Source organism: Streptomyces sp. ACA25 (genome assembly GCF_028200735.1).
Classification (GTDB): domain Bacteria; phylum Actinomycetota; class Actinomycetes; order Streptomycetales; family Streptomycetaceae; genus Streptomyces.
In genome coordinates, this window is record NZ_JAQKPV010000002.1 from 329,908 (window position 1) to 344,407 (window position 14,500).

Sequence of the window (14,500 nt, forward strand, 5' to 3'; positions counted from 1 at the left end):
ATCCTCCTCCTTGTACTCGTCTGTGTCCAGTACGGCTCAGGTGAGCATCACCACTTCCCGGGCCGAGTGTGGCCAACCCCACCCTGGACACGAGGGCTTGCACCCCCGCAGAACCTACGGTCCCGTAGGTAGCATCAGTGCTATGACGGACACCCTGGCGAGCACCGCGGAAAGCCCTCCGCTCCTCAAGCCGCGACTCCGCGGCTGGCTGCATGCCGGCATGTTTCCCGCAGTGCTGGTTGCGGGCGTGTTCCTCACCGCGCTGGCCGGCAGCACCGAGGCCCGGATCGCCTGCGCCGTCTTCACCCTGACCGCCTGCCTGCTGTTCGGCGTCAGTGCCCTCTACCACCGCGGGACCTGGGGGCCGAAGGCCTCCGCGGTGCTGCGCAGGCTCGATCACGCCAACATCTTCCTGATCATCGCCGGCACCTACACCCCGCTGACCATCCTGCTGCTCGACGGCGGACGCAGCCGGGCCCTGCTCTGGGGCATCTGGGCGGCGGCCGTGGCCGGCATCGCCTTCCGGGTCTTCTGGGTGGGCGCCCCACGCTGGCTCTACACCCCGTGCTATCTCGCGATGGGCTGGGCCGCGGTGTTCTTCCTGCCCGACTTCCTGCGGGCCGGCGGCATCACCGTGCTGGTGCTGGTCATCACCGGCGGGGTGCTCTACAGCGCGGGCGGCGTCATCTACGGCCTGAAGCGCCCGAACCCCTCACCGCGCTGGTTCGGTTTCCACGAGGTGTTCCACTCCCTCACCCTCGCCGCCTTCGCCGTGCACTACGTCGGCATCTCACTGGTCGCCTACCAGCACACCTGAGCGGCGGCCCGGGCCTCGGCCGGCGCGAAGCGAAAGCCCGCGCCTCAGGCCGGCGCTCCGCCCAGCTGGGCCGCCAGCGCCTCCGGGTCCGACGTGGGTGCGTCACAGGTGAAGTGCCGGCACACGTACGCCGTGGGGCTTCCGTCCCGCAGCGGCCGGTCCCGCAGCAGCGGCGGCAGACCGCCGCCGTCCTGCACGGCGGGATCCCCCAGCGCCACCACCGCCCCGGGCGCCGTCGACCGCAGTGCCGTGCGGTGCAGCTCGACGGTGCGCGGATCCCCGGCCGGGCCGACCACGGCCACTTCCCGCGGACCGTCCAGCGCGGCCTCCGCCACGGCCAGGCCCCAGCCGATGAAGCGCGGCGCCTTGCCGCTCAGCGCCCGGACGATGCCCAGGGCCCGCTCCGCGGCCTCCCGGTGCCGGCTGCTGCCGGTGTAGGCCGCGTACGACAGCAGCGCTCCGGCCGAGGCCGTCCAGCCGGACGGGGTGGCGCCGTCCGTCGGGTCCTGAGGGCGGCGGATCAGCTCCTCCGCGTCGTCCGCCGTGTCGTAGAACGCGCCCTGCTCGCCGGTGAAGCGGTGCAGCACGGTGTCGAGCAGCGAGCCGGCGAGATCCAGCCAGCGGGTCACCGCGGTCACCGCATACAGCGCCAGAAGGCCCTCCGCCACGTCCGCGTAGTCCTCCAGCACCCCGGCACTGGACCCCGCGGTGCCCTCCCGGGAGGTGCGGACCAGCCTGCCCGCCTCGTCCAGGTGGAGGCCGGCCAGCAGCTCCGCGGCCCCCTCGGCCGCGGCCACCAGGTCCGGCCGGTCGAAGCAGGCCCCGGTCTCCGCCAGCGCGGCGATCGCCAGGCCGTTCCAGGCCGCGATGACCTTGTCGTCCCGGCCGGGGCGGGGCCGCTGCTCGCGGGCGGTCAGCAGCCGCTCCCGCAGCTCCCCGGGGGCCGCGTCCCCCGGCAGCTGGAGCACGGACGCTCCCTCTTCGAAGGTGCCTGCCTCGGTCACCGCGTGGAGCGCGGCGGCCAGCCGCCCGTCGTCCTCGCCCAGCACCTCCCGCAGCTGTCCGGGGGTCCAGACGTAGTAGGCGCCTTCGACGTGCCGTCCGGTGCCGTCGTCGCTGTCGGCGTCGAGCGCGGAAGCGAAACCGCCCTCGGCGGTGCGCAGCTCGCGGACCATGAAGTCCGCGGTCTCCAGCGCGACCCGCCGGGCGAGCTCCGAGCCGGTGGCCCGCCACAGATGGGTGTACACCCGGCACAGCAGGGCGTTGTCGTACAGCATCTTCTCGAAGTGCGGCACCACCCAGGAGGCGTCCACCGAGTAGCGCGCGAATCCGCCGCCGAGCTGGTCGTGAATACCGCCGCGGGCCATCGCCTCGCAGGTGCGCTCCACCATCTCCAGCGCGCCCCGGGCTCCGGTACGGGCGTGGTGCCGCAGCAGGAACTCCAGCGCCATGGACGGCGGGAACTTCGGGGCCCCGCCGAAACCGCCGCGGGCCGCGTCGAAGTCCCGGGTCAGCCCCAGCAGCGCGTTCGCCAGATCCGCCTCGTCCGGGGGCCGGGGCGCGTCGTAGGCCAGGTCCCTGGCCGCCAGGTCGCGGGTGATGCGCGCGGCGGCCTCGCCCACCTCGTCCCGGCGCTCCTGCCAGGCCGTCCGTACCCCCTCCAGTACCTGCGGGAAGGAGGGCATGCCGTGCCGCGGCTCGGGCGGGAAGTAGGTGCCGAAATAGAACGGCTCACCGTCCGCGGTCATGAAGACCGTCATCGGCCAGCCGCCCTGGCCGGTGGCTGCCTGCACCGCCTCCATGTAGACGGAATCCACGTCGGGCCGCTCCTCGCGGTCCACCTTGACGGCGACGAAGTGCTCGTTCAGATAAGCGGCCGTCTGCGAGTCCTCGAAACTCTCGTGCGCCATGACATGACACCAGTGACACGCGGAGTAGCCGACCGACAGCAGAACAGGTACATCGCGCCGCCGCGCTTCCCCGAAAGCCTCCGGCCCCCAGGGCCACCAGTCCACCGGGTTGGAGGCGTGCTGGAGCAGATAGGGGGACTGCGAGTCGGCCAGGCGATTCATACCGGCATCGTCGCACGACCGGGACCCTGAAGCCTTCCGTGCGAGGCCGGAGCCCTGGAGCAACTACCGGATCAGCCCGAAGCACATCACCGGAGTGCGGCAGGCAGCAAAGTACTCCTCGCTGTCAGCCGTGGACGGTCGTTACTCGCCGCGGCGCGGATCGGAAAGACTCACCGGCGGTCGGCCCGCCCCTCCCGATGCGCCACCGGCCTGCTCCTGCAACTTCTCCAGGATCTCTTCAGCCGCCAGCTTTTCCAGGATCTGTTCAGCCGCGCTGTCGAGGGTGGCCAGTACCCACTGCTCAAGTTCGACCCCGGACTCTGCCGCCGCCTTGTGCCACCACTGGAGCCGGCTGTCCGGCACGGCGAGCTGCCGCGTCGCGGCTGCCTGCCCGACCTCGCGCGCCTCGTCCCCGCGCTCCAGACGCATGGCCCTGCGCAACTGCTTGGTGCTCCACCCCTGCTGCTCGGCCTGGTCGAGCCAACGCTCCTGCTCCTCGACCGGACGGGAAGCGAGCTCGGCGTGGTGCTGGAAGCTCAGCGCTCCCCGGCGCCGGTTGATGGCGAACCGGCGGGACACCCACGCGTAATTCCGCAGCGTCTGGTACTGGAGACCGGCAGCACGAACTCCACGCTCGTACCGGTCACTGTAGTGGTCTTTCCCGTACACCAGCCAGTCACCGAGCCACCAGGAAGTAGAATTCACGATTCCGGAGAGCTGACGACCGGCCGACTCCCAATTCTCGAAAGTCAGTCCGGCCGGAAACTGCAGGCCGACTTTTGTCGTGAGCACCTGATTGGACTGCCGCTCTTCGCTGACACCTCTACTCTTCCGCGGAACTGCTTCTGCTCTTCGCCGGAACAGAACAGACTGTGCTGGGTCCAATTTTGACACGACCGAATACCCCCGTTCTGCGATGCACCCCTCGAACTGGTCTCCGAGTAAAACTCAAGGGGGAGTCGAGATCAAGCCACTTGCCTCGCCCGGTTCAGACTTATCGAAGTTCGCACAGTGCAGGCCTCTCCGGCTCTTCTGCACCGGTCCGGGGATTCAAGTTCCGGCAGGTTTAGTTCCGACAGGTTTAGGACCGTGGAGCGCTCCACATCCCTATGAACTCCCACCAAACGGACAGTCCCCTCGTGGCGGTGCACGCCTTAACCTGCGCGTTCATTTGGGAGCGCGCCCACATCATTGCCGGAAAAACGAAAGTGCCTTGTGAGCTGCAACGATGCGGCTTGTCCAAGGTCCCATCCGTACAGCGAAAGCACTTTCTGCGGCACAGCACCCGGTGCCGCCCCAAGCTCGTCGTCAGCGCCGACGGATACGGGGTGGTCAACCACTACCGGGGCCTGGTCCTGGACCTCGACGCCACCCCGGTCACCGGCCACTCCGAGACGGAACAGGCCGCTGCCACCTGCAAGCGCGGCTCAGCTACCACCCGATGCTCTGCTTCCTGGCCAACACCGGCGAAGCCCTCGCCGGCATCCTGCGACCGGGCAACTCCGGGGCGACACCACAGCCGAGCACATCCCCGTCCTCGACCAAGCCCTCGCGCGAACCCCCGGCCCGTAACACGCCAACGCGGTACGCCCTGTTCGCCGCCGCTGACTCTCCGTCACTCCGCGCGGCGCACCCGCCGTTCGATGCCCCGGTGGCGTGAGGCCCGCGGTCGGAGGGCACGAGGGTGCGCCACCCGGCGGGTGCGCCTGAGCGCCGGTGACGGCAGGCCTTGCCCGCCCGTGCGCGGGGGAGAGGATCACTTGCAACTCCCCGTCCGGGACCAGCGGCAACGTCGTATCGTTGTTCCCAACCCGCAGCCCGTGTAATCAAGTTGGGTGAGCAATGCGAACTCTCCGGCCGCGGGTCTCTCGCCACCGGGGAGCACCGAACGGCAGGTGAACTACGCGCAGTGACCGATGATCAGCCGCGGCACACGGACGTACCGCTCAGGATCGAAGACCCGCTCTTGCACCGGTCCGAGGCAGGGGGGAAGGCACCTTTGAACATGACCGGACCCGGCGCGGCCACCGGCGGGGGCTCGCTCGTGGCCGACGGCAGTACCACCCTGGCTGCCTTCTCCGACACCATCTTCAGCGACATCAGGCGGGCCGACCAACGGAGGTGGGCTCAGGCCTACCTGTCGGGGCTGCTGATCACGCCGGGGAACAAGTCCGTACGCCGCCTGGCGGGGCACGTTTCCACCTCCCGGACCGCCGCCCAGTCACTTCGCCAGTTCGTGTCCAGCAGCCCTTGGGACTGTGACCCGGTCATGCGCAAGCTCACCCGCTGGGTGGAGGCGTGCAAGCCCGCCTCCGCCTGGACGCTCCATCGCGTCGTCACACCCAAGTCCGGTGACCGGTCGGTGGGCGTGCACCGGTACTTCGACCCGTCGGCGAATCGCACCCTCAACTGCCAGCTGAGCATCGGCGCGTTCCTCTCCATCGGCCCGGTGCAGGTGCCCGTCGACTGGCGGCTGCACCTGCCCGCTCCATGGACGAAGGATGCGCAACTGCGTCGACGCGCACGCATCCCGGACACCGTGCAGCACCGGCCGTTGAGCAGGCAGATGCTCGATCTCGTCGACGCGCTCGCCAGCCGCGCGGCGCACGGCTCCGTCCCGGTCGTGACCGACGTCAGCGACACCTCCGCCTGCGAGACCCTGGTGCGCGGGCTCAGCCGGCGGGGACACGACTTCGTCGTCGCACTCCACCCGCGCCTGTGGGTCTGTCCCACCGGGGAGGGTGCCCCGCACAGCCGCGGACTCGTCGGCGCCGGGGAGTGCCTGGCCGCCGGCGCCGTCGACACCGCCCTGGTCACCACCGAGTCCGGCCGGCAGTGGCACACGCAGGTCCGGTCCGCCCTGGTGCACCTGCCCGGAGCCCGAGGCACCGCTGCTCCCGACGGCCCCTTTCGGCTCCTCACCGAAGTGACCCAGGATGATCGCCCCGGGCCCGTGTGGATCACCAACCTCACCCACCGCCCCTTCGACGACATCATGTCGTTGACCACGCGGCAAGCGAGCGCCGCCGCCGCCGTCGACGCCCTGAAGCGTGACTTCGGCCTCGGTGACTTCGAGGGCCGTTCCTTTCCCGGCTGGTACCACCACGCGACCCTCGTTTCCTCCGCGTACGCGTATCAACACCTTGCCGCTACCGCTTAGCACCTCGGCGAGGGTGCCGCCCCGCCCGCCAACGGGGTGAACGGGTCTCCAGGGCCACGGCACGAGCCCCCGGGTACTCGGTCCCGGGTACGCCTGCACCCCGCGGCTACAGGACGTGGACCGGAAGGCGCCCGCGCGGAGACAAGCGCGCCGGCCACAGGTGTCCGGTCAACGGGACAGTCGGACGCGGCGGCCGCGGTGGACCGTCAACTCGGCTTGGTCCGCAGCTCGAGCGTGCAGCACTTGACGCTGCCGCCGGCCTTCAGGAGCTCAGCCAGGTCGGCTCCCACGGGTGTGTAGCCGCGCTCGCGCAACTGTGCCGCGAGGCCGACCGCCTGCCGCGGCAGGATCACGTTCCGGCCGTCCGACAGCGCGTTGAGGCCGAATGCCGCAGCGTCCTCCTCGCCGGCCAGGATCGCGTCGGGGAAGCGCTCGGCCAGGATCGCCTGGCTCTCCGGAGAGAACGCCGCCCGGTGGTACATGATCTCCCCGTCCCCGAGCACGGAGAGCGCCGTGTCGAGGTGGTAGAAGCGGGGGTCGACCAGCGTCAGGCTCACCACGGGGCGGCCGAAGAACTCACGGACCTCGTCGTGCGCCCGGACGTCGGAGCGGAAGCCGCTGCCGGCCAGGATCTCCCCGCCCGCGCAGAGGAAGTCACCCTCTCCCTCGTTGATGTACTCGGCCTGCCGGACCTCGGACCAGTCACCGCGGCCGAACCACTCGAGGTACGCGGCGGATTCTTCGTCGCGCTGCGCGTGCCGGAAGCGGGCGACAAGGACCTTGCTGTCCACGACGATGGCGCCGTTCGCGGCGAACACCATGTCGGGCAGCCCCGGCACGGGCTCAATGAGTTGCACGTCGTGCCCCAACTCCACGAACGTGTCGTGCAGCCGCTTCCACTGGGACAGACCGACCTCGGCCGATGTGGCTATGCTCGGGTCCATCCACGGATTGATTGAATACGTGACGCCGAAGTACGTGGGACGGCACATCAGATATCGCCGGGGCACCGCCGCACGGGCATTGTTCATAAACTTTTCCTCAGGCATGTGCGACCCCTTGGTCCCTTCGTGTCCACGGCCATTTCCGGAACATTGAAGCAGTGCTGCCACGGAATCGCGAGCATGGCCGCACACAAGGGCGGCGACGCCGAAGCGACCCACCCGTACTCGCCGCTGTGTTCTTGCGTCATGCCACAGGGGCACACCTGCGCTGCCTCCGGACACATCCGCCCCCTGCATTGCACTCCCTTATGATGATCCGACGCCTGCGCGCTGCCACGGATTCAGCGAGAGCTGCTGCCCTCCTGCCGCCCCCCGGGAAATCAGGCGATTCCGCTCAGCGCCGTTCCACACTCCTCTCCGCCGAGTCCGGAGGTGAGACCTCTCCGGGCTCCCCGACCACGCACCTCCGGGACCGGGCCTCGGTGAGATCCGGTCCCGGCATCGAGGCCGGCGCCGCACCCGGCCATCGGTGACACGAGGAGTGACCACCCCTGTTCGGGTGCCGCTATGGTGCCACTATGGCACCAGTGGAGGAGGGAAGCTCCCGGGGCCGGCGGCGAACCCCCGCGACGAAGCGTGGAACTGCGTCGTTCGGGCTGTCGTCCGCGTCGGACCGGCAGCCACAGAGACCCCGGAGGCGGGCCCCATGCTGACGTTCGACACGCCCTCACCGGTGCTGGTGGTGCTCGACCTGGCGTTCGGCCAGGTCCGGATCGTCGCCAGTGACAGCACCGAGACGACGGTCGAGGTGTATCCGCGCGACAGCGACGACCAGGACGACGTGCGGACCGCCGAGCATCTGCGCGTCGACCACGTCCACGGCCGGCTGCTCGTGAGCGTTGCGGAGCAGGACGGAAGCGGTGGTGCCATCATCGTGGCGATCGCCGTGCCGACCGGATCGAGCCTGCACGGCCGGGGTGTGGCTGCGGACTTCCTCGGAGCGGGGGAGCTGGGAGAGTGCCGGCTCAGCACGGGCCTGGGGCACATCAAACTGCACCGCACCGGCAGTCTGCGGCTGGCAGCCGCCCTGGGTGACATCACGGTCGACCATGCGGTAGGCGCCGTCGAGGTCACGGCGGACCATGGCGACGTGCGCCTCGGGCTGATCGAGGGCAGGACCACGATCCGCGCGAAGGGCGAGGGCGACGCCACCATGGGAGAGGCACGCGGCGCCGCCTGCCTGAACCTCGAGAAGGGTGCCATCAGGATCAGCCGGGCACACGCCAATGTGGAGGCCCGAACGACCCACGGCGACATCGACGTGGCCGAGGTGATGCAAGGGTCCGTGGTCGCTGTCACCACGTTCGGCAACATCCGGGTCGGCGTGGCCGAGACCAGCGGCGCTCACCTGTCCCTCGACTCCGCCACCGGCACCGCCTACACCTCCCTCTCGCTCCTGGATACGCGCGAGCAGGAGGTTGTGTGCGTCGAGGCCCGGACCGTGATCGGCGACGTCGTGGTGGAGCGTTCCGGCGTGCAATGAAGCCGATCGCTGCCGCCTGGGCAGTCCCCGCGGAAGCGGCTTGGCGCAAGCCGCTGCTCAGCGGCCGGGTGCCGAGGCCCGCACGAGGACCGGCGCGGTGGAGGACGACCTCCGGCAAGACGTGCAGAGGGCGTGCATCATGGGGCGGCGTTCGCACGGTCCTTGATGCGTCCGAGTACGTCGCTGATGTCCGCCAGCAGCGCGGCCTGCTCGGTCTTGAGGTAGAAATGGCCACCGGGCAGCACCCGCAGCCGGAAGGCGTCGTGGGTCATGTCCGCCCAGCCGCGCATCTGCTCCGGAGTCACTTCGGGATCGTGATCACCGGAGTAGCCGTACACCGGGCAGTGCAGCGGAGTCCGGCGGCCACCGGCATAGTCGTCCACCAACCGGTAGTCCGCGCGGACGGAAGGGAGCACGAACGCCCGCAGGTCCGGGTCCGCGAAGACAGCGGCGCTGCTCTCGTCGAAGCGCACGACATCCGCGATGATCTCCTCGTCCGTGCCGGACAACCGACGCTGGCCCTCCATCGCATGCGGCGGACGTCTGCCGGACACGCACAGGGCGGCCGGCGGACTTCCCCGTTCCTGGAGGCGCACGGCCACCTCATGTGCCACCGATGCCCCCATGCTGTGACCGAACAGCACCAGCCGATGCCGCGTCAGCTCCCGGAGCGCGTCGGTGATGTCGTCCGCGAGGGCCTCCAGTCCGGAAGGGAAAGCATCGGCGAACCGATCCTCCCGGCCCGGGTATCGGACGGCGAGCACACCGATGTCCGACGGCAGCCCCGAAGGCCAGGTGCGGAATGCGCTCGCCCACCCGCCCGCATGGGCGAAGCAGATGAGCTTCGTCCCGCACCCGTCGTCATCACGGAAGCGGCGTATCCACCGCTCTTCCGCCGGACTTCTCATCCAAGGTCTCCTTCCGCACGCCCGAGCCACGTAGTGATCGGCGCGATCGGTGAAATACCGCGATGTACCAGGGCGCTTCCCGGCCCACCCGGATTCCACCGCGGGCGGGACCAGGCGTCGCAGACGCGGAACTGGTCCCGCCGTTCATGCTGCGGCGTTCAGCGGACATCTCCTCCGGCCCTGGCGGGAATCGCGCGCTCGGCGTTCTGCCCGGCACGCCGGGAGATGATGGACTCGGCTATCTCACCGCTACGAACAGCGAGGTTCGACAGCAGCGAGGAGGTGAGTCCGTGGGTGTGTTCGGTGCCGCCCTGAAGATAGATGCCGCACCGCATTTCCGGGGCGGTGACAACGCGGTAGTCCCGCTCCATCCGGTATCTGCCCGACTCGTCGCGCAGACAGTGACGGTCGAGATCGCCAAGCAGTTTGGTTGGCTCCATCGCGTTGTAGCCGGTCGCGCAGACGAATGCGTCGAAGTCGAGTTCGCGCACCTCGGCGTCGGGGCCCACCTGGAGGGTGACGCGGGTCTCGGAACCCACACGCTTCACACCGGTGACCCTCGTCAGGTTGAGGAACTGCAGGCGGCTGACACCTTGTACGACGTCGTCGTAGGACCTGCGGTACAGAGCCCGGATCACTTCGTCGTCGACGACCGAGTAGTTCGTGTTGCGGTGGTACCGCCAGAACGCCTCCCGCGTCTGGTCAGTACCGAAGTAGTAGTCGTCGACGGCCGCGGGATCGAAGACCTGATTGGCGAAGGGCGTGTCGTCCGCGACGGAGTAGCCGTAGGACGGGATGACCGCCACCACCTCGGCGTGCGGAAGCTCGTCGTACAGGAACCTGGTGATCTCGGCGGCGCTCTGGCCCGCCCCCACCACCGCCACCCGGCGCAGCTCCGCGGGGTTCATCCGGCGGTACTTCTCCAAGAACTCGGAGCTGTGCCACACCCGTTCGTCCTGCACGGCCCCCTCGGGCATGCTGGGGACCAGTCCCGTCGAGACGATCACGTTCCGCGCCTCGACCACGCGGCCGACCTGGCCGGCGGCATCCGTCACCTCCAGTCGCAGACGGTCCGCCAGCTCCGGTTCGGTGCCCGGCGGCAACCGGATCGAGGTCACTGACGAGCCGTACACGACACGATCGGCGAACCGTGCCTGCGCCCACTCGAGGTACTGGTGGAACTCCTGGCGCGTGGGGAAGAAGTCCTGGTTGTTGACGAACTGCGGGAGCCGCCCCGACTCGTACAGGAACGCGACGAAGCTGTAAGCCGACGTCGGATTACGCAGGGTGGCCAGGTCCTTGAGGAAGGATATCTGCATGGTCGCCGACGGCAACAACATGTTGCGGTGCCAGCCGAAAGAGGGCTGACGCTCGAAAAAAAGCGTGCTGACCTCATTCTCCAGAACACTCGCCCGGGACTCTTCCAGGGCGATGGCGAGCGACAGGTTGGACGGACCGAACCCAATACCGACCACGTCGTAGATCTCATGTTCACGATCACTCATAGAGAATTCTCCCGCTGGCATGGCAGTGCGATGCGTTGTTCGCATCTTCGACCGGTAATCTCCCGCTCTCAGAAGGACACTCGTCCGGGCGGGTTCGAATTTCCATCGGTTGTGCCGCCAACGTAGACCGGCACGATGAGCCATTCAAGTATGCCGGACACAGCCGATGCGCATCGATGAATCTGCTCTGCCGTGCGGGCCACGCATTCGTGTCCCGCCGACGGGACACGAATGCACGCGCTTGGCCTTCCCCGTACCGCCCACCGGCTGGTGGGTGCACCGGTGGTGCGGGGCACAGATCCTCAGAGCACTTCGCCGTCCTTCGTCCTCTTGCGCAAGGCCGGCCTGCTCGACCGGTTGAGGTCCCCCCACATGTCCGACAAACCGGCGATGGTTCGCGCAGCGAACAACGCGCGGATGGACACCTCCTGGTTCAGCTCCGCCCGGATCAGGCCGACCAGCCTGATCGCCCGCATCGAGTTTCCGCCGACGTCGAAGAAGTCCTCGTCGATGCCCACCCGGTCCACCTCGAGCACGTCGGCGAACGCCTCAGCGAGAACACGCTCGGTGCGGTTGCGCGGTGCCCGGTACCGCTCGTCCTCGAACACGGCCTCCGGCAGCGACGCCCGGTCGATTCCCCCATCCACCGTCACCGGCAGGCGTTCCATCACCACGAACACCGACGGCACCATGGACTCCGGCAACCGCCCCGCGGCGTACCGGCGCAGTTCCTCATCGGAGAGGCCGGCCCCTGGGGCGATCGGCACCGCATAGGCGACCAGCCGCTGCTGCCCGGAGTTGTCCCCCCTGACGACCACCGCCGACTGGGCGAGGCCCGGGTGCTCGGACAGCACCGCCTCGACCTCGGCCGGCTCGACCGGGACACCGCCTATCCGCGCCTGGTCCTCGATCCGGCCCAGGTACTCGAGGCCGTCGGCTCCCCACCGCACCCGGTCTCCGGTCCGGTGCATGACCCCGCCTGCCGGACCGAACGGACAGGGCACGAACCGCTCCGCGGTCCGCCCGGGGCGGCCGGAATACCCCCTCGCCACGCCGGGACCGGCCACGTACAGCTCTCCGGCCACGCCGGCGGGCACCGGCGCGAGTCCCGGCCCCAGCACGTACAGCGCGGTGTTGTCCATGGGGTGGCCGACCGCGCCGGGGTGACGCTCCGGTGCGTCCGCTGCCGGACGGTGGCACGCGGCGAACACCGTCGTCTCCGTCCGGCCGTGACCGCGGGCGATGGTCAGCTCGGGGCAGGCCTCCCGCACCCGTCGCACCACGGCCGCGGACACACGGTCACCACCGGTCCACACCTCGCGCACCCCGGCAAGGCTCTCTGGGCGCTCCGCCGCGACCGCCGAGAACAGACCGGCGGGCAGCCACACCGTGGAGATGTCATGTGTCGCTCGGACCTCGGCCAGCGCAGCGGCGTCCAGCACTCCCGGAGGAGCCACGACCACCCGGCCACCGTTCAGGAGAGGCATCCACACTTCGAGGGCGAGCACGTCGGACGTGTGCGGCGTGTGCCACAGCACAGCGCTGTGGCCGCCGTCCCGCCAGCGGCGGTCCATGGCGAACCGCTCCAGGTTCCGGTGCGTCACGGCGACTCCGCAGGACGGACCGGTGGGTCCGGAGCCGGGCAACACGGCCAGCAGGTGGTCCTGATGCGCCGGGACCGGAGCTTCCGGCGCGCCCTCACTGTCCTCATCGGCGCTGTCCGCGCTGAGGGCGTCGAACAGGTATACCGGAACGTCCGGCTGAGTGGCGAGCAGGTCGGCTGCCGCCGCATCGGTGAGCAGTGCGCGCACCGAGGAGTCGCTCTGCACTGGCCCGACCCGGTCCGCCGGGTCGATCGGCAGGTAGGCTCCACCCGCTCGCACCACGCCGAGCAAGGCGACGACCAGGTCCACCGACCGGGGCAGTGCCACCGCCACGACCGTCTCGGGACCGACCCCCCGGTGTCGCAGCGCCACGGCCAGACGGCTCGACCGCTCGTCCAGTTCCCGGTACGAGACCGACGAGTCGCCGGACACCACCGCGACGGCCTCGGGGGTCAGCTCCGCCTGGCGGGTGAACAGCTCCGCTACCGTCAGCCCCGGTACCGGCACAGCCGTGTCGTTCGGTGACGTGAGGCATCTGTGCCGCTCGGCGCCGCTCACCACGTCCAGCCGGCCGACCGGCTGCGCAGCGGCAGCCACCACGGCACGGATGTACTCGATCAGCTCCGCGCCGATGAAGCGGAGCTCCGCGCGGGAGTACAGGCCCGCGGGGGCGTCGAGCCGTACGAACAAGTCGCTGTCGGCGCTGCCGTCAGTGCAGACGCCGATCGACAGTTCGTCGAAGGCCCCTGTCGTCGCACCGAGGAGGCGCGCCGAAGCGTCGGCGAACCGGAGTTCCTCCGCGAACTCGACCACGTTCATGACGGCACCGAAACTGCCGCGACCGCTCAGTACGGTTCCGCTCGCGCGCTGGATGTCCGAGTAGTGGCACGCGGTGTGATCGAAGAGTTCGTACGTCTCGTCGACCACCGCGTCGGCGATCTCGCTGAAGGTCGCGTTGAGCGGAACCGCCACGCGCACCGGCACCACGTTCACCGTCAGACCGGGCGTCCTGGCCGCCACGCCGACCCGATTGGCCACGGCCAGTGAGAGGAGGAACTCCGGTTGATCGCAGCGGTGCCGGAAGTACGCTGCCGCCGCCGCGGTCAGCATCGACGACATCCACACGCCCATGGACTTCGCGGCCTCGGTCCACGTGTCCGCCTCGGCCCGCGGAACGGTCAGCGTCCGGCTCACCATGCCGATGCAGCCGGCCAGCTGCCCCCAGCGGTCGGCGCTGCTCATCGGTTCGTCGAGCGCGGACCGCATCGCGTCGGACAGGGCGACGCGCGGTACCTGCGCGGGCGCGGGCGCATCCTTCAGGTAGTCGCGCCAGAACTCCGTGTCTTCGGTGAACTTCCGGGAGGCGAGATAGTCCGTCGCCTCGACCGCGAACGACTCGGCGTCCCACGGGTGCGGCAGCTCCGGTATCTCCGCCCCCCGCACCAGGGCCGTGTACACCTCCGCGAGGCGCCGCGAGAGCAGGCCACCCGCGCCGTACCCGTCCGATATGAGGTGGTGGTAGGCGATCACCACGAGGGAACGGGTTGCCGCGAGTTTCACCACACCCAGCCGGAACAGCAGATCCCGCTCCAGGTCGAACGGCTGCCGCACCGTGTCGGCCAGCGCTTCGCGCGCCGCCTGCTCAGGATCGGCCTCAGCGCTGAGATCCAGGAAGAACGGCTGCCAGTCCCCCAATGCGCGTGGCACCAGGCGGAGGCCGCTGCTGTCGTCGACGAAATTGACGCGCAGCACCTCCGCCTCGCCCATCACGTGCAGAAACGCGGATTCCATGACCGTCGTGTCCAGCTCACCGTCCACATCCCACATGGTCAGCGCATGGTTCAGCGTGTCGGGAGCCATTTTCTGCGCCAGCCACAACCCTTTATGTGCAGACGACGCACCGAACGAACGCACACAGATCAGTCCCTCACAAACAGGCCCGCAAAC

The 14,500-nt window shown here is 69.4% G+C and carries 9 protein-coding genes and 1 pseudogene; 4 read left to right on the forward strand and 6 right to left on the reverse strand.

What is annotated here, in order from left to right; translation table 11 throughout:
• Positions 1–142: 142 nt before the first annotated feature.
• Complete coding sequence (trhA, locus tag PJ985_RS05210) at positions 143–817, forward strand: PAQR family membrane homeostasis protein TrhA (RefSeq protein WP_271682334.1); 675 nt, start codon at positions 143–145, stop codon at positions 815–817.
• Positions 818–861: 44 nt separating this feature from the next.
• Here the strand turns inward: trhA and PJ985_RS05215 are convergent, their stop codons facing one another.
• Together PJ985_RS05215 and PJ985_RS05220 are read right to left on the reverse strand one after the other, a co-directional pair.
• Positions 862–2,889 carry a thioredoxin domain-containing protein gene (locus tag PJ985_RS05215; RefSeq protein ID WP_271682335.1) on the reverse strand — a complete coding sequence of 676 codons (2,028 nt, stop codon included), beginning with the start codon at positions 2,887–2,889 and terminating at the stop codon, positions 862–864.
• 141 nt (positions 2,890–3,030) lie between these two features.
• Positions 3,031–3,783 carry an LmbU family transcriptional regulator gene (locus PJ985_RS05220; protein ID WP_333909831.1) on the reverse strand — a complete coding sequence of 251 codons (753 nt, stop codon included), beginning with the start codon at positions 3,781–3,783 and terminating at the stop codon, positions 3,031–3,033.
• A gap of 452 nt (positions 3,784–4,235) precedes the next feature.
• Here PJ985_RS05220 and PJ985_RS05225 point away from each other — a divergent pair.
• Together PJ985_RS05225 and PJ985_RS05230 are read left to right on the forward strand one after the other, a co-directional pair.
• Positions 4,236–4,452: pseudogene (locus PJ985_RS05225) on the forward strand (IS1380 family transposase); the annotation flags it as partial.
• Between the two features lie 442 nt (positions 4,453–4,894).
• Positions 4,895–6,049 carry an IS701 family transposase gene (locus tag PJ985_RS05230; RefSeq protein WP_271682337.1) on the forward strand — a complete coding sequence of 385 codons (1,155 nt, stop codon included), beginning with the start codon at positions 4,895–4,897 and terminating at the stop codon, positions 6,047–6,049.
• Between the two features lie 206 nt (positions 6,050–6,255).
• Here the strand turns inward: PJ985_RS05230 and ddaH are convergent, their stop codons facing one another.
• Positions 6,256–7,080 (reverse strand): dimethylargininase, encoded by an 825-nt coding sequence (gene ddaH, locus PJ985_RS05235; protein WP_271682338.1) that lies wholly within the window; start codon positions 7,078–7,080, stop codon positions 6,256–6,258.
• Positions 7,081–7,699: 619 nt separating this feature from the next.
• Here ddaH and PJ985_RS05240 point away from each other — a divergent pair.
• On the forward strand, positions 7,700–8,536 hold the full coding sequence (locus PJ985_RS05240; protein WP_271682339.1) for a DUF4097 family beta strand repeat-containing protein: 837 nt from the start codon (positions 7,700–7,702) through the stop codon (positions 8,534–8,536).
• Between the two features lie 137 nt (positions 8,537–8,673).
• Here PJ985_RS05240 and PJ985_RS05245 read toward each other — a convergent pair whose 3' ends face one another.
• The 3 genes from PJ985_RS05245 to PJ985_RS05255 all read right to left on the reverse strand — a co-directional run bounded on the left by PJ985_RS05245 (position 8,674) and on the right by PJ985_RS05255 (position 14,467).
• Positions 8,674–9,444, reverse strand: a complete 771-nt coding sequence (locus tag PJ985_RS05245) for a thioesterase II family protein (protein ID WP_271682340.1) — start codon at positions 9,442–9,444, stop codon at positions 8,674–8,676.
• Between the two features lie 158 nt (positions 9,445–9,602).
• Positions 9,603–10,949: a lysine N(6)-hydroxylase/L-ornithine N(5)-oxygenase family protein gene (locus PJ985_RS05250; protein ID WP_271682341.1), complete on the reverse strand. Its 1,347-nt coding sequence runs from the start codon at positions 10,947–10,949 to the stop codon at positions 9,603–9,605.
• A 302-nt stretch (positions 10,950–11,251) separates the two neighbouring features.
• A complete protein-coding gene (locus PJ985_RS05255; protein ID WP_271682342.1) occupies positions 11,252–14,467 on the reverse strand; it encodes a non-ribosomal peptide synthetase in 3,216 nt (1,071 codons plus the stop codon).
• Between the last annotated feature and the right edge of the window lie 33 nt (positions 14,468–14,500).